The 18,726-nt window shown below is 64.8% G+C and carries 19 protein-coding genes; 14 read left to right on the top strand and 5 right to left on the bottom strand.

Annotated features, from left to right (window positions below; all coding sequences use genetic code 11):
- The first annotated feature begins 60 nt into the window (after nt 1-60).
- Both fabA and fabB read left to right on the top strand, forming a co-directional pair.
- The gene (gene fabA / locus D7325_RS13170; protein WP_120996316.1) at nt 61-576 is read left to right on the top strand and encodes a 3-hydroxyacyl-[acyl-carrier-protein] dehydratase FabA; all 516 of its coding nucleotides are present in this window, start codon (nt 61-63) and stop codon (nt 574-576) included.
- An 11-nt stretch (nt 577-587) separates the two neighbouring features.
- A complete protein-coding gene (gene fabB / locus D7325_RS13165) occupies nt 588-1,805 on the top strand; it encodes a beta-ketoacyl-ACP synthase I (protein ID WP_120996315.1) in 1,218 nt (405 codons plus the stop codon).
- A 131-nt stretch (nt 1,806-1,936) separates the two neighbouring features.
- Here fabB and D7325_RS13160 read toward each other — a convergent pair whose 3' ends face one another.
- A complete protein-coding gene (locus D7325_RS13160) occupies nt 1,937-3,163 on the bottom strand; it encodes an acyl-CoA dehydrogenase (protein ID WP_120996314.1) in 1,227 nt (408 codons plus the stop codon).
- 141 nt (nt 3,164-3,304) lie between these two features.
- On the opposite strand from D7325_RS13160, the gene D7325_RS13155 reads away from it, so the two are divergent.
- Nucleotides 3,305-4,222 carry a LysR family transcriptional regulator gene (locus D7325_RS13155; RefSeq protein WP_120996313.1) on the top strand — a complete coding sequence of 306 codons (918 nt, stop codon included), beginning with the start codon at nt 3,305-3,307 and terminating at the stop codon, nt 4,220-4,222.
- A complete protein-coding gene (locus tag D7325_RS13150) occupies nt 4,219-4,500 on the top strand; it encodes a peptidylprolyl isomerase (protein ID WP_120996312.1) in 282 nt (93 codons plus the stop codon). Before D7325_RS13155 ends, D7325_RS13150 begins: the two co-directional genes overlap by 4 nt.
- Nucleotides 4,501-4,526: 26 nt before the next feature.
- Here the strand turns inward: D7325_RS13150 and D7325_RS13145 are convergent, their stop codons facing one another.
- Nucleotides 4,527-5,357, bottom strand: a complete 831-nt coding sequence (locus D7325_RS13145; protein WP_120996310.1) for an undecaprenyl-diphosphate phosphatase — start codon at nt 5,355-5,357, stop codon at nt 4,527-4,529.
- 225 nt (nt 5,358-5,582) lie between these two features.
- On the opposite strand from D7325_RS13145, the gene D7325_RS13140 reads away from it, so the two are divergent.
- The 9 genes from D7325_RS13140 to D7325_RS13105 all read left to right on the top strand — a co-directional run bounded on the left by D7325_RS13140 (nt 5,583) and on the right by D7325_RS13105 (nt 12,081).
- The gene (locus D7325_RS13140; protein ID WP_120996309.1) at nt 5,583-7,217 is read left to right on the top strand and encodes a methyl-accepting chemotaxis protein; all 1,635 of its coding nucleotides are present in this window, start codon (nt 5,583-5,585) and stop codon (nt 7,215-7,217) included.
- 394 nt (nt 7,218-7,611) lie between these two features.
- Nucleotides 7,612-7,881 (top strand): hypothetical protein, encoded by a 270-nt coding sequence (locus D7325_RS13135; RefSeq protein WP_120996307.1) that lies wholly within the window; start codon nt 7,612-7,614, stop codon nt 7,879-7,881.
- 93 nt (nt 7,882-7,974) lie between these two features.
- Complete coding sequence (locus tag D7325_RS13130) at nt 7,975-8,259, top strand: hypothetical protein (protein ID WP_120996306.1); 285 nt, start codon at nt 7,975-7,977, stop codon at nt 8,257-8,259.
- A gap of 17 nt (nt 8,260-8,276) precedes the next feature.
- Nucleotides 8,277-8,573, top strand: coding sequence for a DUF1652 domain-containing protein (locus D7325_RS13125; protein WP_120996305.1), 297 nt, complete (start codon nt 8,277-8,279; stop codon nt 8,571-8,573).
- An 8-nt stretch (nt 8,574-8,581) separates the two neighbouring features.
- Entirely contained in the window at nt 8,582-9,274 is a 693-nt protein-coding gene (locus D7325_RS13120) for a DUF421 domain-containing protein (RefSeq protein WP_120996620.1), read from the top strand.
- A gap of 93 nt (nt 9,275-9,367) precedes the next feature.
- Entirely contained in the window at nt 9,368-9,532 is a 165-nt protein-coding gene (locus D7325_RS19105; RefSeq protein WP_162988050.1) for a hypothetical protein, read from the top strand.
- Nucleotides 9,533-9,657: 125 nt separating this feature from the next.
- The gene (locus D7325_RS13115) at nt 9,658-10,647 is read left to right on the top strand and encodes a GlxA family transcriptional regulator (RefSeq protein WP_120996304.1); all 990 of its coding nucleotides are present in this window, start codon (nt 9,658-9,660) and stop codon (nt 10,645-10,647) included.
- Nucleotides 10,648-10,662: 15 nt separating this feature from the next.
- A complete protein-coding gene (locus tag D7325_RS13110; RefSeq protein WP_120996302.1) occupies nt 10,663-10,896 on the top strand; it encodes a DUF1272 domain-containing protein in 234 nt (77 codons plus the stop codon).
- Between the two features lie 3 nt (nt 10,897-10,899).
- Entirely contained in the window at nt 10,900-12,081 is a 1,182-nt protein-coding gene (locus tag D7325_RS13105) for an MFS transporter (RefSeq protein WP_120996301.1), read from the top strand.
- Here D7325_RS13105 and D7325_RS13100 read toward each other — a convergent pair.
- From D7325_RS13100 to nfuA, 3 genes are all read right to left on the bottom strand, one after another.
- Nucleotides 12,069-13,025 (bottom strand): sensor domain-containing diguanylate cyclase, encoded by a 957-nt coding sequence (locus D7325_RS13100; protein WP_120996300.1) that lies wholly within the window; start codon nt 13,023-13,025, stop codon nt 12,069-12,071. The genes D7325_RS13105 and D7325_RS13100 overlap by 13 nt on opposite strands.
- 3 nt (nt 13,026-13,028) lie before the next feature.
- The gene (locus tag D7325_RS13095; protein WP_120996298.1) at nt 13,029-14,012 is read right to left on the bottom strand and encodes a response regulator; all 984 of its coding nucleotides are present in this window, start codon (nt 14,010-14,012) and stop codon (nt 13,029-13,031) included.
- Nucleotides 14,013-14,171: 159 nt separating this feature from the next.
- The gene (gene nfuA / locus D7325_RS13090; RefSeq protein ID WP_120996296.1) at nt 14,172-14,756 is read right to left on the bottom strand and encodes a Fe-S biogenesis protein NfuA; all 585 of its coding nucleotides are present in this window, start codon (nt 14,754-14,756) and stop codon (nt 14,172-14,174) included.
- Between the two features lie 192 nt (nt 14,757-14,948).
- Between nfuA and metH the strand changes: the two genes are divergently transcribed.
- A complete protein-coding gene (gene metH / locus D7325_RS13085) occupies nt 14,949-18,671 on the top strand; it encodes a methionine synthase (protein WP_120996618.1) in 3,723 nt (1,240 codons plus the stop codon).
- Nucleotides 18,672-18,726 lie beyond the last annotated feature (55 nt).

Raw genomic sequence — 18,726 nt, 5'->3', positions numbered from 1 at the left:
CGCGCGGCCCGGCTCGCGCAAGGCGCCAATCCGTCCGCAGAAGGACCATGAGGAACACGCATGACCAAACAACACGCCTTTACTCGGGAAGATCTGCTGCGTTGCAGCCGCGGCGAGCTCTTCGGCCCAGGTAATGCGCAATTGCCCGCACCGAACATGCTGATGGTCGATCGCATCGTCCACATCAGCGAAACCGGCGGCAAGTTCGGCAAGGGCGAACTCGTAGCGGAGCTGGACATCAACCCGGACCTCTGGTTCTTCGCCTGCCATTTCGAGGGCGACCCGGTCATGCCCGGCTGTCTCGGCCTCGATGCGATGTGGCAACTGGTTGGCTTCTACCTCGGCTGGCAAGGCAATCCCGGTCGTGGCCGGGCGCTGGGCTCGGGCGAGGTGAAGTTCTTCGGCCAGGTCCTGCCGACCGCGAAGAAAGTGACCTATAACATTCATATCAAGCGCACCATCAATCGCTCGCTGATCCTGGGTATCGCCGACGGCACCGTCAGCGTCGATGGGCGCGAGATCTACAGCGCCGAGGGCCTACGGGTCGGCCTGTTCACCTCCACCGATAGCTTTTGAAGGACATCCGCATGCGTCGCGTCGTGATCACTGGCCTGGGCATCGTTTCTTGCCTGGGCAATGACAAAGACACCGTTTCGGCCAACCTGCGCGCCGGACGCCCTGGTATTCGCTTCAATCAGGAATACGCGGACATGGGGTTGCGCAGCCAGGTTTCCGGCTCCGTCGACCTGAACATCGAAGAGCTGATCGACCGCAAGGTCCTGCGCTTCATGGGCGATGCGGCGGCCTACGCCTATCTCGCCATGCAGCAGGCAATCAAGGATTCCGGCCTCTCCGAGGACGATATCTCCAACCCGCGCGTCGGCCTGATCGCCGGCTCCGGCGGCGCCTCGACCATCAACCAGATGGAAGCCATCGACACCTTGCGCGACAAGGGCGTCAAGCGCATCGGCCCATACCGTGTGCCGCGCACCATGAGCAGCACCGTCTCGGCGTGCCTGGCAACCCCGTTCCGCATCAAGGGCATCAACTACTCGATCGCCTCGGCCTGCGCGACCAGCGCGCATTGCATCGGCCATGCGATGGAGCAGATCCAGATGGGCAAGCAAGACGTCGTCTTCGCCGGTGGCGGTGAAGAAGAGCACTGGAGCCAGAGCTGTCTGTTCGATGCCATGGGCGCCCTCTCCAGCCAGTACAACGCGACCCCCGAGAAGGCCTCGCGTGCCTATGACGCGAACCGCGACGGCTTCGTCATCGCGGGCGGCGGCGGCATGGTGGTCGTCGAAGAGCTCGAACATGCACTCAAGCGCGGCGCCAAGATCTACGCCGAGATCGTCGGCTACGGCGCGACCTCCGATGGCTACGACATGGTTGCGCCGAGCGGCGAAGGCGCGCTGCGCTGCATGCAACAGGCGATGTCCACGGTCGACGGCAGCATCGACTACCTGAACACCCACGGCACCTCCACGCCCGTCGGCGACGTGGCCGAGGCGAAGGCCGTACGCAACATGTTCGGCGATAAGATTCCGGCGATCAGCTCGACCAAGAGCCTGTCCGGCCACTCGCTCGGCGCCGCCGGTGTTCACGAAGCCATCTACTGCATGCTGATGATGGAAGGCAACTTCCTGGCCGGTTCGGCCAACATCGATGAGCTCGACCCTGAGGTTGCCGATCTGCCGATCCTTCGTGAGACCCGCGAGGACGCCCAGGTCGACACCGTGATGAGCAACAGCTTTGGTTTTGGCGGTACCAACGCCACGCTGGTGCTGCGTCGCTGGAAAGGCTGAGTCGTAGCGCTGAACAGGAGCCCCGCCACGTGCGGGGCTTTTTATTGGTGCTGAGGCGCTCGCCCGCCCGGATGGCTGCACCAATGAAAAAGCCCCGGCGTGCCGGGGCTTCTTTCTTCACCAATTCGAGATCAGTGGCCGCGCAGCATTTCTCTCGGAACGTACTTGCCCAGCTCATGCTTGCCGATGGATGCTCGGTGCACTTCATCCGGACCGTCCGCGAGCCGCAGCGTACGCTGCATCGCGTACCAGTGCGCGAGGGGGAAATCCTCAGAAACGCCGGCCCCGCCGTGAATCTGAATCGCCCGGTCGATCACCCGCAACGCGACGTTCGGCGCCACGACCTTGATCTGGGCGATCTCGCTCGCCGCGATCTTGTTGCCGACCGTATCCATCATGTAGGCGGCATTGAGGGTCAGTAGCCGTGCCTGGTTGATCTCGATGCGCGATTCGGCAATGTGATCGAGGTTGGCGCCCAGACGCGCCAACGGCTTGCCGAACGCCGTTCGGCTCACGGCGCGCTCGCACATCAGCTTGAGCGCACGCTCGGCGACACCGATCGAGCGCATGCAGTGATGGATGCGGCCCGGGCCAAGACGGCCCTGGGCGATCTCGAAGCCACGGCCTTCGCCAAGCAGCACGTTCTCGTAGGGCACTCGAACGTTTTCCAGCAGCACCTCGGCATGACCGTGCGGCGCATCGTCATAGCCGAAGACCGGCAGCGGGCGCAGCACCTTCAGGCCAGGTGCGTCCATCGGCACCAAGATCATCGAGTGCTGCTGATGACGAGGCGCATCCGGATTGGTCAGTCCCATGAAGATCATGATCTTGCAGCGCGGGTCGCAGGCGCCTGACGTCCACCACTTGCGCCCGTTGATGACCCACTCGTCGCCTTCGCGTACCGCACGCGCCTGCATGTTGGTCGCATCGGATGACGCCACGCCCGGTTCCGTCATGCCGAAGGCCGAACGAATCTCGCCACGCAGCAGCGGCTCGAGCCACTGCTTCTTCTGCGCGTCGCTGCCGTAGCGCACCAGCACTTCCATGTTGCCGGTATCCGGCGCCGAGCAGTTGAAGGCTTCCGGGCCCAGACCCGAGCTGCCCATGATCTCGGCCAGCGGTGCGTACTCGGTGTTGGTCAGCCCGAAGCCCAGCTCCGAGTCGGGCAGGAAGAGGTTCCAGAGGCCTTCCGCCCGGGCCTTTGCCTTAAGCTCTTCGACGATGGCGGTCGGCTGCCAGCGATCGCCCTCGCTGACCTGCTGATAGAAGATCTTTTCGGCGGGATAAACGTGGGCATCCATGAACGCCTGAACGCGCTCACGGAGCTCCTGAACCTTGGGGGAGTAGGCGAAATTCATGAACTCGTCCTGCTGGTGATGGCGGTTGTCAGACAAATGCTAGTGGAGGGGTTTGGATTTATCGAAGCTATTTTCTGCGTGTATAAACATTCATCACCGATATATGATCGCTCGGATTCGTGACGCAGGAGCGCATGCACCATGAACCTCAGCAAGGTCGATCTCAACCTGTTCATCGTCTTCGACGCCATCTACACCGAAGCCAACCTGACGCGTGCGGGCCAGATCGTCGGGATCACCCAGCCAGCGGTATCCAACGCCCTTGCGCGGCTGCGGGAAACGTTCAATGACCCGCTGTTCGTGCGCACCGCCCAGGGCATGGTGCCGACGCCGATGGCGCAGAACATCATCGGCCCGGTGCGCAACGCCTTGCAGCTCCTGCGTGTATCGGTCCAGGAAAGCCGCACCTTCAGCCCGTCGCAGGCGAACAAGACGTTCCGCATCAGCATGACCGACCTCACCGAGGCGGTGATCCTGCCGCCGCTGTTTCAACGGCTGCGCCGCCTTGCGCCGAACGTGAAGATCGAAAGCTTCCTGGCCAAGCGCCGCGAGACGACCAAGGAACTGGCCGCCGGCCGGCTCGACTTCGCGGTCGACGCGCCGCTCAACACCGACCCCCAGGTACGCCACGTCAAGTTGCTCGAGGACCGCTACGTCTGCGCCATGCGTCGCGGTCATCCGCTGGCCAAGGACCGGATCAGCCTGGAGGAATACCTCGCGCTGACCCATATCCACATTTCCAGTCGCCGCAGCGGCCTCGGCCTGATGGACCTGGCGCTGGGCAAGATGGGCGTCCAGCGCAAGGTCGCCCTGCGCTCGCAGCACTACATGATGGCGACCCTCGTGCTGCAGCAGACGGACATGGCGATGACCGTGCCCGAGCGCTTCGCACGCCGGCACGACCTCCATTTCGTAGCGCTGCCGGTGGACGTACCGGATCTGGAAACCCACATCTACTGGCACGAGAGTACCGACCAGGACCCGGCCAACCGCTGGATGCGCGAGCAGATGATCGAGATTGCCCAGCAGATTTCCGCTCAGGAGAAGCCCGCCGCATGAAGGCCATGGCACGCCATATTCTCGTCGGGACCGAGGCGGAGGCCTCGCGCCTGAAGAAGCGACTGGCGCAAGGTGAGGCGTTCGATGTGCTGGCTCGCAAGCACTCGCTGTGCCCATCCGTCAAGCGTGGCGGCGATCTGGGCGAAATCAGACCGGGGCAACTGGTGCGCCCGGTCGACCAGGTGATCTTTCGCAAACCGACCCGAACCGTCCATGGGCCGGTCAAGAGCCAGTTCGGCTACCACCTCATCGAGGTGTTCTACCGCGACGGCGCCTGAGCGGCACCGTCGGCACCGATGGCGGGCTAGCCGACCGCGGTGCTCCAGTCGATCACGCCGAACTGCCAGGTCGCCAGGATCACCAGGCCGAAGACGATCCGGTACCAGGCGAATGCCGCGTAGCTGTGATTGCCGATGAATTTCAGCAGGGCTCGCACCGCCAGCATGGCGAACAGAAAGGACGTCACGAATCCGATCGCGAAGACGGGCAGATCCTGCGGCTGGAACAGGTCGCGGTACTTGTAGCCCGAATAGACCGCGGCCCCCACCATCGTCGGCATGGCCAGGAAGAACGAGAACTCGGTGGCGGCCTTGCGCGACAGGCCGAACAGCAAGCCGCCGATGATGGTCGAGCCGGAGCGGGAGGTGCCCGGGATCAGCGCCAGGCACTGTGCGAAGCCCACCTTGAGCGCCAGATCCCAGGTCATGTCGTCGACCGTCTCGGCCTTGATCGAGTGCGTGCGGTGTTCCGCCCAGAGCATGACCACCCCACCGATGACCAGCGCCGTCGCGACCGTGATGGGGTTGAACAGGTATTCGTGGATCAGGTCGGCGAGCGCCACGCCCAGCACCACGGCCGGAAGGAAGGCGATCAACAGGTTGACCGTGAAATGCTGCGCTTCCCGCTCGCGCGGGAGCCCGACGACGATGCCGAATATCTTGCGTCGATACTCCCAGACCACCGCCAGGATGGCGCCGAGCTGGATGATGATGTTGAAGGCCAGTGCCCGCTCACCGCCGAATCCGATGAGGTCTGCCACGATGATCTGGTGACCGGTGCTCGACACCGGAAGAAACTCGGTAATGCCTTCCACGATACCGAGAATGAGTGCCTGGGCGGCAATCCAAAGGTCCATCTAATCCCCGTCAGCGATACCGCGATCGCGCTTAGAACATGAAAAAAAGGTGCCGGGCCCTGCTCGGCGCTTCTCTGACTCGCCGTTGGGCTGGAAATTCACCTCCCATGCGCGAGGGGCTCATTTTTAGCGACAAGCCGCCGAAAAGCTATGCAGGACTTGCCGCAACCGCTGCTGGCGAGCGACCCATAAGAAACGACAAGACTTGCCTTTCCGGAGCGTCCCATGAGCCTCTTTCGTACCTTTTCCATTCGCCATCGCCTGTGGCTGATACCCGTCGTCTCCACCGTCATGCTGTTCATGCTTGGACTGGTCATGACATTCCAGATGAAAGATGACCTGTACCAAGGCAAACAGGAGATGACGCGGCATGTCGTCGAAACGGCCTACGGCGTGCTGGAGCACTACCATCGGCTGGCGCAGGCCGGCACGCTCACCGACGAACAGGCCCGGCAGGCCGCGCTGGAGACGGTCCGCGCGCTGCGCTATGACCAGAAAGACTACTTCTGGATCAATGACATGCAGCCGCGCATGGTCATGCACCCGATGGTCGCCGACCTGCAGGGCAAGGACCTGACCACCTACAAGGACCCGACCGGCAAGGCGCTGTTCATGGAGATGGTCGATGTCGCCAAGCGTGACGGTGCCGGCCTGGTCGAGTACCAATGGGCCAAGCCGGGCGAGACGGAGCCCTCGCGCAAGATTTCCTACATCAAGCTGTTCGAGCCCTGGCAACTCATCATCGGCTCGGGTATCTACGTCGATGACGTCGAGGCCGAGTTCACGGCCTTCCTCGTTCGCTTCTCCCTGGTCGGCGGAGCCATCGCCCTGCTGCTGGCCGGCATGGTCGCGGTGCTCATCCGCAGCCTGACGGTTCCGCTCGAACATGCACGCGCCGCGATGGCGGATATCGCCCGCGGCGAAGGCGATCTGACCCGCCAGCTCGATGTCGACGGTAACGACGAGCTCGCGGCGCTGGGCCGTGATTTCAACGCCTTCACGCAGAAAGTGCGGCAGCTGGTTGCCAAGCTGCTGGATACCGCCGGCTCGCTCGACGGCTCCTCACGCTCGCTCGATGGACTCGCCAGCGAGACCTATCGCTACAGCGAACAGCAGAGCCAGCAGGTCGAGATGGCGGCGACCGCGGTCAACGAGGTCACCTATGCCATCCAGGAAGTCGCCAAGAATGCCGAGCAGGCGTCCGGCGAAGTGGACAGCGCCGAACGCCAGGCCAAACAGGGCCTGGCCAATATCGATGCCAGCCTGCGCCAGATCGATGCGCTGTCGGGCACCATCGACGAGGCGGTGAGCGTGATCCAGTCGCTCGCCAACGAGACCACCCAGATCGGATCGGTGCTCGAAGTGATCGGCTCCATCGCCGAGCAGACCAACCTGCTCGCGCTCAACGCCGCGATCGAGGCCGCGCGTGCCGGCGAGCAAGGCCGTGGCTTCGCCGTGGTCGCGGACGAGGTGCGGCTGCTGGCACAGCGCACGCAGAAATCGACCGCCGAGATCCAGACGATGATCGAGCGCCTGCAGGGCAATTCCAACGCCGCGGTTAAGGTGATCACCGAAAGCAGCCGTGCCTCCCAGGCCACGGTGGAACAGGCGAGCCAGGCCGGCGAGAGCCTCGGCCAGATCGTCCAGGCGCTGCGCAACATCGCCTCGCTGAACGCCTCGATGGCAAGCGCCACGTTGCAGCAGTCACACGTGGTCGAAGAGATCAGCCAGACCATGACCCAGGCCGCCGGGCTCGCGCAGGACAGCACCCTGGCGGCCGATCGCTCGAGCACAGCGAGCCGGGAGCTGGGTGTGCTCGCCGGCGAGCTCAACCGCCTGCTGTCTCAGTTCAAGGTCTGACCGACGGCTCACTGGGCGCTGGATACCGCTCCGGTATCCAGCCCGCCGGGCGATTCCAACGTGTGCTGCGCTCGGTCATGCCGGGCAGGCTCTCGCGCAGGTTCCGATCGAATGCTCGTTTACCGCTGGTAAACGGGCATGCGGGCCAATCCGCTCTCTCCCCTGCCTCTGTGCAAGCGCCTCGTTCTCCCCTGATCTGCACTCGCTACGCCCTCACACGACCTGCCGCCGCGGCGTTTCAGCGATCTTCGTCAGGTTTCCTGCGGAAAAGTCGCCATTTTCGAACTGACGTGTGACTTTGCAGTCATCTGCGTACATCCATGTTCGTAACGCGGGCCAGCAGGCCTGCACGAATGCAGTTTCGGATTGGGTACACGCGGAGAGACACCCACACATGAACACTCAGCTTCGTTTCAATGAGGCGCTTCTTATCACCGACCGGGCCTTCAAGCCCTTCCAGTGCGTTGCCTGGACGCTGCCCGAGGGCAATGGCGAGGTCAGCATCACCGTCATCGATCGCACCCACTCCCGCACTCTGGGCCGTCGCCGTTTGACCAAGGCCGTCTACAGCGACCCGGCCCAGCTGGCGGCGACGCTCGAGCAGGCCCGGGAAGACCTGAGCCGCGATGGCGTTCACTTCGCCCCCTGGCACATGCCCGAGTGAGGCCGGCAGGCCCCGACCCGTTCGGGGCCGCGCCCGAGTGAATCCCTGAGGCGCTTTCGCTGTCTGAAACCACAAGACAGACAGGAGGCCTCCATGAAAGGCGCACAAGCCTACGTCAACGATCAGTGGAACACCTGCGGCCTCAGCAGACTGCCGCAGGATGCGCAGGCCCATACCGTGACCCTGCACTTCATCGTTCCGCGCGACACCCAGTACACCGACCTTCTCCAGCGCATCGCTGACGTGGCCCGCTCGCATCTATGCGAGGCCTATCCCGGACGAACCGTTACCTGCGAGCCGATTGCCGGGTCCGTCATCGGCGACGGCAGCGGCGATGGCATCAATCTGCATTACCGGATCGGCCCGGCCGATAACTGACGCAGACGAGGCACGCCATGCTCACCCCTCGAAACGCTCTGTCGCTCGCCGAAGCGACCTGCATCGCCGAACTGGCCTTCCTGCCCTACCGTGCGGTCACCACGGCCGATCGAGAGGACGCGAGCTTCTCGCTGCGCGTCGTCGACGAGCACGACCGGATGCTCACCTCCGTCGCCCACGTGGCGCGCAGCCAGTACCAGGACAGCCGGCACCTCGCGGCCCTCATCGAGCACCTGCGCCTGGAGCTGAGCCGGGACGGCCATTCGCTCGCCCCCTGGTCGATGCCTCATCAGCCGGGCGTATCGAACGAATGAGCGACTCGATCACGGCGTTCGACTGGCAGCGGATGCTGCTCGACCAGTTCCCCCTGATGTTCCTGGCCGAAGTGGCCGTGCGGGCGGCATTCGCCTTCCTGGCGGTGTTCCTCTTCCTGCGCATCTCCGGGCGACGCGGCATTCGCCAGCTGTCCCTGTTCGAAGTACTGATCATCCTGACCCTCGGCTCGGCCGCCGGCGACGTGTCGTTCTATGAGGACGTGCCGCTGCTGCCGATCACCGTGGTCTTCGTCACTCTGCTGGCCATCTACCGCCTGTCGGTCTGGGGCATGAGCCACAGCCCGAGATTCGGCCGATGGCTCGAAGGCAAGCCGGTGACCATCATCCGTGACGGGTTGTACGAGCTGTCTAGCCTCAACGGCTTGAGCATCTCCTCCGATGAGTTCTTCATGGAGCTGCGCCAGCAGGGCGTCGAACACCTGGGCCAGGTTCGCCTCGGCATTCTCGAGATCGACGGAGACGTGAGCCTGTTCTTCTATGATCGCGACGAGGTCCGCATGGGCCTGTCGGTGCTGCCGGACGATCATCGCACCGAACACCGGGCCGTGCCGCACGGCGGCGTCTATGCCTGCACGCGATGCGGTTTCACCCAGCCGCTGGAGCCGGGCCAGGCGCAAGCCTGTCCACGCTGCGACAACCGAACCTGGACCATGGCACTCGGCCACCCACGCGCACGCTGATGTGCGGCACGAACGCCCTGCCCCCGGTCTGGTCATTACTGAGAGGCCCCCGGGCTCCGGAGGGTCAATCCTCAACTGACCAGGAGACGCACGATGATCGGTGACTATTCCTCCGTTCGCGACCACCTCACCGCCGCTCGCACCCATGCCGACCAGGCCGAGACGAACAACAACCCCGGGCAGTTCCGCGAGGCCATCGACGAGATGGTCGCCGCGATCGAAATCCTCATGCGCAACACCTCGGAAAAGGAAAAGTAACCACCCCCCGGGCGCCGGCCAGGCCGGCGCCCCCTTCGCAATGGCGAGATCCGTGGGACGCTTGTCATTGCTGCCAACCGCTCGCACCGTGACACTGAGGCTCCGTTCACGCTGCCGAGCGACCCATGACCCCGCCCCGCCTCGTTGCCTGCCTGATCTACCCCGATGTCATGAGCCTGGATGTCACCGGGCCCATCCAGGTGTTCGCGTCCGCCAATGTGGAACGTGCCCGCCAAGGGCTCGAACCGCTCTACCGCCTGCAACTGTTGGCCGATGGCCGCGAGCCGGTGGCGACCTCGTGCGGCATTCGCCTGTGTCCCGACCAGCCCTGGCGCGAGCATCCGCTCGACATCGACACCTTGCTGGTTCCGGGCGGTCTGGGCGTTGGACGGCAATGCCAGGACCCCGCGCTGCTGGCGTGGCTACGCGAAGCCGAGCCGCGCGTGCGGCGCCTTGGCTCGGTGTGTTCGGGCGCGCTATTGCTCGCCGAGGCCGGCCTGCTCGATGGCCATGCCGCAACCACGCACTGGGCCGACGTGGACAGCCTGCGCAGCGGTTATCCGGCCGTCGACGTGCAGGGTGAGCGCCTGCATACCTACGACCCTGACGACGCCAGGGCTTCCCACCTCTTCACCTCAGCCGGCGTGACCGCTGGCATCGACCTGACGCTGGCGCTCGTCGAAGCGGACCTCGGACGCACCCTGGCCCTGGCGGTCGCGCAGCGGCTGGTGATGTTCCTGCGCCGCCCCGGCGACCAGGCGCAGTTCAGCCCCCTGCTCGCGCCCAGCGGCCACGGGCGGGACCGGCTGGCCGCCCTGCTCGCCTGGATACCGGCGAACCTGGCCGAGGACCTGTCCATCGAGGCGCTCGCCGAACGTGCCCACCTGACGCCCCGGACGCTGTGCCGCCTGTTCGCCAGCGAGCTCGGCATGGGGCCGGGCCGCTACGTCGAGCGAGTACGCCTGGAAGCCGCGCGCAGCCTGCTGGTCGGTGCGCAGGCATCGGTCGGTACGGTGGCGCGACTGACCGGCTTCGGCCATCCGGAGAACATGCGCCGCACCTTTCGCAAGCACCTGTCGGTCAGCCCGCAGGAGCTGGCCGCTCGATTCGTCTGACCAGGGGAGAGAGACATGCTGCAACTCAGGCCCAACTGCGAAGCCTGCGACCGTGATCTGCCGGCCGATGCCTGCGACGCGTTGATCTGCTCGTTCGAATGCACGTTCTGCAGCGCCTGCGGCGAACGTCTCGGCGGGCGTTGCCCCAACTGCTCCGGCGAGCTCGTCAGCCGTCCGGTGCGGCCGCCCGAAGCGCTACAGCGCTTTCCAGCCTCGCTGGACCGCGTACTCGCCAACCGGAGGACATGAATCATGCGCATCGTATTGAATGGCCAGATCGCTCGCCTGTTCCTGGCCCAGGCATTGTTCTGGTCCTGCGCCATGCTGGGCATCACGCTCACCTCCCTGGTCGGCCTTCAGCTCGCGCCGACCGACAGCCTGGCGACCCTGCCGCTGGCGCTGACCGTGCTCGGTCATCTGCTGACCCTGCAACCACTCGCCCGCTGGATGCAGCACGCCGGCCGTCGCGCAGGGTTTCAGGCCGGCGCGCTCGCCGGTGCCGTTTCGGGGCTGGTCTGTGCCTGGGCGATCATCGAATCGAGCTTCGCGCTCTTCTGCCTGGGCGCGCTACTGCTCGGCAGCTACCAGGCCTCGGCGATGTATTACCGCTTCGCCGCGCTCGAGGCGGTCGACGAACGCTACAAGGGCCGCGCCACCGCCTATGTCGTTGGCGGCGGCGTGCTCGCCGCGGTGTTCACGCCGACGCTCGGCGAGCTGGCCCGCAACGCCCTCGCCGTGCCGTTCGTCGGGGCTTATCTGCTGATCGCGGTCCTGGGATTGTCGGGCCTGCTGGTGCTGACGGGCATTCGAAGCGAAGCGGCACCGGCTTCGGGCGCTTCCCTACCGGGCAGTCGCCGCGGACTGCTCGCGCGACCGGCCATCCGCGCGGCAATCATCACCACCGCGACCGGTCACGGCGTGATGGTGCTGGTGATGAACGCAACGCCGCTGGCGATGAGCTTCTGCGGCTTCGACGTGCAGACTGGCGCGCGGGTGATTCAGTGGCACCTGCTCGGCATGTTCCTGCCGGCGTTCATTGCTGGTCCGCTGGTCGATCGCCTCGGCAGTCGACAGGTCGGCTGGTTCGGCGCCGGAGCGATCGCCACCAGTGCACTGATCGCCCTGGCGGGCGAGACGCTTGTTCACTTCCTGATCAGCAGTTGCCTGCTCGGCGTGGGCTGGAATCTGATGCTGGTCGCCGGCACGACGCTGCTCGGCGCAGGCCATTCGCCGGCCGAGCGCAGCCAGGCGCAAGGCTTGATGGAGCTGGGCAACGGCTCGGTGGCGGCGGTCATGTCGTTCACGTCCGGCCTGCTGGTCACTGGCATCGGCTGGAATGCGGTCAACCTGGGGGTGCTGCCGGTGGTGCTGCTTGCCGTGCTGGTCCCGCTGCTGTGGCGCCGCACGGCCGCCGCCCCCGCTCAGGGTTCGTGAACGGTGACGCGGTTGCGCCCGGAGGCCTTGGAGTGATAGAGCGCCTCGTCGGCCCACTCGATCAGTTGAGCATGGCTTTCGGTGGGTTCGCCGAGGTCGGCGACGCCGAGGCTGACGGTGAAGCGGATCTCGTGCTCCTGATAGCGCACCGTCAGCGCCTCGATCGCAGCGCGCAGCCGTTCGGCGAAGATCTGACCGCCCTGGCGGTCGGTGTCGGGTAGCAGCACGGCGAACTCCTCACCGCCATAACGGCCGGCCACGTCCACCTCGCGCAGGCTCTCCTTGACCACCTCGGCGACCTTGCGGATCACGCTGTCGCCGGCCTGGTGGCCGTAGGTGTCGTTGATGCGCTTGAAGTGGTCGATGTCGAACATTACCAGCGCGGCCTGGCTGTCGTAGCGCCGATGCCGGACGTGCTCCTGGCGAAGGCGTTCCTCCCAATAGCCGCGGTTGTACAGCCCGGTCAGGCGGTCGGTGTTCGACAACCATTGCAATTCGGTATTGGCCTTTTGCAGTCGTTTGCGGTTGATCGCCACGTCGGTGACGTCGTAGATGATCAGGCAGATGTGCTCGATGTCGCCGTTGATGCCCTTGAGCGGCAGCAGCGTGGTGTTCTGGTACATGAAATCTTCCAGCCCGGTGATCGGCTGGTAGTTCTTGAAGCGCACCAGATAAGGCCGTTGCTCCCAGATGGTGAACGACGGCGTGCCGAGCGTCGCGACGTTCTCCACCTTGTTGCGAAACCACAGCTCGTCGACCTCGGGAAAGAGTTCGAAGAACGAGCGGTGGTGCGCCTCGGACGGCATTAGCCCGGAGCGATTCTCCATGAAGGTGTTCCACACCTCGACGCGGTACTCGCGATCGAACACCACCACGCCGACATCGATGCTCTGCACGATGGCCAGCAACCAGTGGAATTCGTTCAGCTCCATCGGCTCGACCATGGCTCAGCTCATCAGGTAAGTGAGTTTGCGGGACAGCAGCGCCACCGAATCCTCGGTGAACAGCAGCAGCAGGTCGAAGTGCACGTCGTGCCCTTCCAGGCTGTAGCTGATTTCGACCGCCAGGGTCTTCTTCCAGCGCTGCCGGTTGACCTGGATGAGCTCGGAAATCGCCGCGCGCTGCCCCAGCACCTGCGGGTGGCCCTGCGAGAACACCACGTCGATCTGCTCGGCGATGCCGCTCAGGCAGGCGCTGATCAGCAGACTGGAAAGGTCCAGCAGCATTTCCATGTCTTCGTAGCGGTCCAGGCGCATGAGGCGGGCCATGTCGTCGATTTCCGAGTCGTGGAAAATCAGCAGCGCCTCGCCCGCGATGCCGCTGCCGATGTAGCCCTGGCAGACGGCCGTCACCTTGTCGCCACGCGCCGCATCTTCCAGCGCCATCTGCAGCTCGCCGACTTCAAGCACGTTGACGTTCGGAATCGGCAGCTGGACATAGACGCCCAGCACCCGCGCCAATAGCGCCGCGGCGCGGCCCATGCCGACGTTGACCACCTCGGCGAAGGCTTCGCGAAACGCGATGGGGTGATCGCTGGTACGCCCGGCGAGCCCGAGGCGCGCGTCGATCAGATCATGGCTGACGAGGGTCTGGCGGAGCTGGACCGGGTCCACCGGCTTCTTCAGGAAGGCCAGCGCGCCCAGGTCGAGCACCCGGCGCACGGCCTCTTCCTGGATGTCCGCCGACACCACGATGACCGGGCAACGGAACGCCTCGTCGCGCAGGGCCTGGAGCACCTGGAAGCCGTCCATCTCGTCCATCGTCAGGTCGAGTAGCAGCAGATCGATGCCCCCCTGGCGCAACCGTTCGAGCGCCTGGCGCCCCTGGGAAGCCTGGCTGATCTGGACGTCCCAATCGGCCGGCAATGCGCGCACGAGCTGCTTGCGAGCCAGGCTCGAGTCATCGCAGATAAGCAGGGAAAGCGCGGGCATGCGTGGATTCTCTTCTACCGGAGCGACCGACTGACGAGCCGACAGCACGCCGGGATGGCGTGCGAAGGCCTAATAATGTCACAACGCCACTAAAGAGAAAGCAGGAGGAGGTGACCGGCTGTCTACGGCCACCCAAAGCCCGAGCAACGCGGACCGGGATCAGTAGTAGGCGTTTTCGCGGTTCGTGTGGTCAGTGACATCACGCACTCCCTTGAGTTCGGGAATGCGCGCCATCAGCGTCTTCTCGATCCCTTCCTTCAAGGTCACGTCCGCCTGCCCGCAGCCCTGGCAACCGCCGCCGAACTGGAGCACCGCGACGCCCTCCTCGACCACGTCGATCAAGGTGACCTGACCGCCGTGGCTGGCCAGCCCCGGGTTGATCTCGGTCTGCAGGTAATAGTTGATGCGCTCGTTCAGCGGACTGTCTTCGTTGACCATCGGCACCTTGGCGTTTGGCGCCTTGATGGTCAACTGCCCGCCCATGCGGTCGGTGGCGTAATCGACCACCGCGTCTTCCAGAAACGGCTCGCTGGTGGCATCGATCCAGGCGGTGAAGCTTTTCAGGCCGAGCGGGATGTCGTCGGGCTTTTCCTCGCCCGGCTTGCAATAGGCGATGCAGGTTTCGGCGTAGGGCGTGCCCGGCTGGGTGATGAAAACGCGAATGCCGATGCCGCTGGTGTTCTGCTTGGCCAGCAGCTCGGCCAGGTAATCGTGTGCTGCGTCGGTAACGGTGATAGCGCTCATGGAAATTCCTCGCGAGACATGCGGCGCAGTGTACGTCAATGTTGGTACCGCACAAAAGACCAACGGTTTTACTCGGATATGCCGCCGCTCGACAACAACATGAGCCATGTTCATGCAAAGCGCGGCGGCGATCAAAAAGCACACAGCTTTGCTATGCTGGCGCACCTTCGTTCAATGCTCCAGGTAGTCCCCATGTCGTCCTCCCAGACCTCCCGCGCCGCACGTCTTCAGGCCCTTCACCAGGCGCTCCTCAAGCGCATCCTGATCCTCGATGGCGGCATGGGGACCATGATCCAGAGCTACAGGCTGGAAGAAGGCGACTACCGTGGCGAGCGCTTCGCCGACTGGCCGAGCGACGTCAAGGGCAACAATGACCTGCTGTTGCTGACCCAGCCCCAGGTCATCGCCGAGATCGAGCGCGCCTACCTCGACGCCGGCGCCGACATCCTCGAGACCAACACCTTCAATGCCACGCGCGTCTCCCAGGCCGATTACGGCATGGAGGAACTGGTTTTCGAGCTGAACGTGGCCGGCGCCCGTGTCGCCCGCGAGGTAGCCGATGCCAAGACGCTGGAAACGCCGGACCGCCCACGCTTCGTCGCCGGCGTCCTCGGCCCGACCAGCCGGACCTGCTCGCTCTCGCCCGATGTGAACAACCCCGGCTACCGCAACGTCACCTTCGACGAACTAGTCGACAACTACACCGAGGCGACCCGCGGGCTGATCGAAGGCGGCGCCGACCTCATCCTGATCGAAACCATCTTCGACACGCTCAACGCCAAGGCGGCGATCTTCGCCGTGCAGCAGGTGTTCGAGGAAGACGGCGTCGAGCTGCCGATCATGATCTCCGGCACCATCACCGACGCCTCGGGCCGCACGCTGTCCGGCCAGACGACCGAAGCCTTCTGGAATTCGGTACGCCATGCCAAGCCCATTTCGGTCGGCCTGAACTGCGCCCTCGGGGCCAAGGAACTGCGGCCTTACCTCGAAGAGCTGGCGACCAAGGCCGACACGCACGTGTCCGCGCACCCCAACGCCGGCTTGCCGAACGCCTTCGGCGAGTACGACGAAAGCCCGGCGGAAATGGCCACCGTGGTCGAGGAATTCGCCGCGTCGGGCTTCCTGAACATCGTCGGCGGCTGCTGCGGCACCACGCCGGCGCATATCCAGGCGATCGCCGAGGCCGTCGCCAAGTACCCGCCGCGCGCGATTCCCGAGATTCCCAAGGCCTGCCGGCTCTCGGGCCTGGAGCCGTTCACCATCGACCGCGACTCGCTGTTCGTGAACGTCGGCGAGCGCACCAACATCACGGGCTCGGCCAAGTTCGCCCGGCTGATTCGCGAAGAGAACTATGCCGAGGCGCTGGACGTGGCGCGCCAGCAGGTGGAGGCCGGCGCCCAGGTCATCGACATCAACATGGACGAGGGCATGCTGGACTCGAAGAAGGCGATGGTCACCTTCCTCAACCTCATCGCCTCCGAGCCGGACATTTCCCGCGTGCCGATCATGATCGACTCCTCGAAGTGGGACGTGATCGAGGCCGGCCTCAAGTGCATCCAGGGCAAGGGCATCGTCAACTCGATCTCCATGAAGGAAGGCGTCGAGCAGTTCAAGCACCACGCCCACCTGTGCAAGCGCTACGGCGCGGCGGTGGTGGTGATGGCGTTCGACGAGGTCGGCCAGGCCGACACCGCCGCGCGCAAGCGGGAAATCTGCCAGCGCAGCTACGACATCCTGGTCGACGACGTCGGCTTCGCGCCGGAAGACATCATCTTCGACCCGAACATCTTCGCCGTCGCCACCGGCATCGAGGAGCACAACAACTACGCGGTCGACTTCATCGAAGCCTGCGCCTACATCCGTGACCACCTGCCCTACGCCTTGACGTCGGGCGGCGTGTCCAACGTGTCGTTCTCGTTCCGCGGCAACAACCCGGTGCGCGAGGCGATCCACTCGGTGTTCCTGTTCCATGCGATCCAGAACGGCCTGACGATGGGCATCGTCAACGCCGGGCAGTTGGAGATCTACGACGAGATCCCGAAGGAGCTGCGTGACAAGGTCGAGGACGTGATCCTCAACCGCCACGCCGGCGCGACCGAGGCGTTGCTGGCCATTGCCGAGAACTACCGCGGCGACGGCAGCGTCAAGGAAGCCGAAAGCGAGGAATGGCGCAGCTACGAGGTCGAAAAGCGGCTCGAACATGCGCTGGTCAAGGGCATCACCACCTTCATCGTCGAGGACACCGAAGAGGCTCGGCAACGCGCGGCTCGGCCGATCGAAGTGATCGAAGGCCCGCTGATGGCGGGCATGAACGTGGTCGGCGACCTGTTCGGCGCCGGCAAGATGTTCCTGCCGCAGGTGGTGAAATCGGCCCGTGTGATGAAGCAGGCGGTGGCCCACCTGATTCCCTTCATCGAAGCCGAAAAAGGCGACACGCCCGAAGCCAAGGGCAAGATCCTCATGGCCACTGTCAAGGGCGACGTGCACGACATCGGCAAGAACATCGTCGGCGTGGTGCTCGGCTGCAACGGCTACGACGTGGTCGACCTGGGCGTGATGGTCCCTGCTGACAAGATCCTCAAGACGGCCATCGAGGAGAAGTGCGACATCATCGGCCTCTCCGGCCTGATCACGCCCTCGCTCGACGAGATGGTCCATGTCGCCAAGGAGATGCAGCGCCAGGGCTTCACCCTGCCGCTGATGATCGGCGGCGCCACCACCTCCAAGGCCCACACCGCGGTGAAGATCGACCCGCACTACCGCAACGATGCCGTGGTGTACGTCACCGATGCGTCGCGTGCGGTCGGCGTCGCGACGCAGCTCCTATCCAAGGAGCTCAAGCCGGCCTATGTCGACAAGGTTCGCAGCGAATATGCCGTGGTGCGCGAACGCACCGCCGCGCGGAGCTCACGGACCGAGCGGCTGCCCTACGACAAGGCACTGGCCAACAAGCCGCGGTTCGACTGGAGTGGCTACGTGCCACCGAAACCGACGTTCACCGGTGCCCGCGTGCTGGATGACATCGACCTGCGCGAGCTGCTCGACTACGTCGACTGGACGCCCTTCTTCGTGTCCTGGAACCTGGCCGGCAAGTACCCGCGCATTCTCGAGGACGAGGTCGTCGGCGAGGCCGCTACCTCGCTGTTCAACGACGCGCAGGGGCTGCTGAAAAAACTCATCGACGAAAAGCTCATCAAGGCACGCGCCGTGTTCGGCTTCTGGCCGGCCAACCAGGTCGAGGACGACGACATCGAGGTGTACGGCGACGACGGCCAGCCGCTCGCCCGGCTGCACCACCTGCGCCAGCAGATCATCAAGCCCGACGACAAGCCCAACCTGTCGCTCGCCGACTTCGTCGCGCCAAAGGACAGCGGCCTGACCGACTACGTCGGCGGCTTCATCACCACCGCCGGCATCGGTGCCGAAGAAGTGGCCAAGGCGTACCAGGACAAGGGCGACGACTACAACGCCATCATGGTCAAGGCGCTTGCCGATCGCCTCGCCGAGGCCTGCGCCGAGTGGCTGCATGCGCGGGTGCGCAAGGAATTCTGGGGTTACGCGCCGGACGAGGCGCTGGACAACGAAGCCCTGATCCGCGAGCAGTACAAGGGCATTCGCCCGGCGCCGGGCTACCCGGCCTGCCCCGACCACACCGAGAAAGGCACGCTGTTCGCCCTCCTCGACCCCGAAGCTGCCGAAGGCCAGGCCGGGCGCAGCGGCGTGTTCCTGACCGAGCACTACGCGATGTTCCCGACGGCCGCCGTCAGCGGCTGGTATTTCGCCCACCCCGAGGCGCAGTACTTCGCGGTCGGCAAAGTCGACAAGGACCAGGTCGAGCGGTACGCCGCGCGCAAGGGCCAATCGCTGGACGTGGCCGAGCGCTGGCTCTCGTCGAACCTGGGTTACGACAACTGAGGTAAGGACCGGCTCGGCAGATACGCGTCTGCCGGCCAGGGTTCAGACGCAGGCT

Source organism: Stutzerimonas urumqiensis (assembly GCF_003640395.1).
Lineage (GTDB): Bacteria > Pseudomonadota > Gammaproteobacteria > Pseudomonadales > Pseudomonadaceae > Stutzerimonas > Stutzerimonas urumqiensis.
Note: the sequence above shows the minus strand (reverse complement) of the source record. Positions and strands in the feature narration are given on the sequence as shown.

Coding starts and splice junctions, on each gene's coding strand:
- D7325_RS13115 (WP_120996304.1), top strand. CDS start 9,658: ATGACCCCGCCCCGCCTCGTTGCCTGCCTGATCTACCCCGATGTCATG.
- D7325_RS13110 (WP_120996302.1), top strand. CDS start 10,663: ATGCTGCAACTCAGGCCCAACTGCGAAGCCTGCGACCGTGATCTGCCG.
- D7325_RS13095 (WP_120996298.1), bottom strand. CDS start 14,012: ATGCCCGCGCTTTCCCTGCTTATCTGCGATGACTCGAGCCTGGCTCGC.
- D7325_RS13155 (WP_120996313.1), top strand. CDS start 3,305: ATGAACCTCAGCAAGGTCGATCTCAACCTGTTCATCGTCTTCGACGCC.
- metH (WP_120996618.1), top strand. CDS start 14,949: ATGTCGTCCTCCCAGACCTCCCGCGCCGCACGTCTTCAGGCCCTTCAC.
- fabB (WP_120996315.1), top strand. CDS start 588: ATGCGTCGCGTCGTGATCACTGGCCTGGGCATCGTTTCTTGCCTGGGC.
- D7325_RS13160 (WP_120996314.1), bottom strand. CDS start 3,163: ATGAATTTCGCCTACTCCCCCAAGGTTCAGGAGCTCCGTGAGCGCGTT.
- D7325_RS19105 (WP_162988050.1), top strand. CDS start 9,368: ATGATCGGTGACTATTCCTCCGTTCGCGACCACCTCACCGCCGCTCGC.
- D7325_RS13135 (WP_120996307.1), top strand. CDS start 7,612: ATGAACACTCAGCTTCGTTTCAATGAGGCGCTTCTTATCACCGACCGG.
- D7325_RS13150 (WP_120996312.1), top strand. CDS start 4,219: ATGAAGGCCATGGCACGCCATATTCTCGTCGGGACCGAGGCGGAGGCC.
- D7325_RS13130 (WP_120996306.1), top strand. CDS start 7,975: ATGAAAGGCGCACAAGCCTACGTCAACGATCAGTGGAACACCTGCGGC.
- D7325_RS13105 (WP_120996301.1), top strand. CDS start 10,900: ATGCGCATCGTATTGAATGGCCAGATCGCTCGCCTGTTCCTGGCCCAG.
- D7325_RS13125 (WP_120996305.1), top strand. CDS start 8,277: ATGCTCACCCCTCGAAACGCTCTGTCGCTCGCCGAAGCGACCTGCATC.
- D7325_RS13145 (WP_120996310.1), bottom strand. CDS start 5,357: ATGGACCTTTGGATTGCCGCCCAGGCACTCATTCTCGGTATCGTGGAA.
- D7325_RS13140 (WP_120996309.1), top strand. CDS start 5,583: ATGAGCCTCTTTCGTACCTTTTCCATTCGCCATCGCCTGTGGCTGATA.
- fabA (WP_120996316.1), top strand. CDS start 61: ATGACCAAACAACACGCCTTTACTCGGGAAGATCTGCTGCGTTGCAGC.
- nfuA (WP_120996296.1), bottom strand. CDS start 14,756: ATGAGCGCTATCACCGTTACCGACGCAGCACACGATTACCTGGCCGAG.
- D7325_RS13100 (WP_120996300.1), bottom strand. CDS start 13,025: ATGGTCGAGCCGATGGAGCTGAACGAATTCCACTGGTTGCTGGCCATC.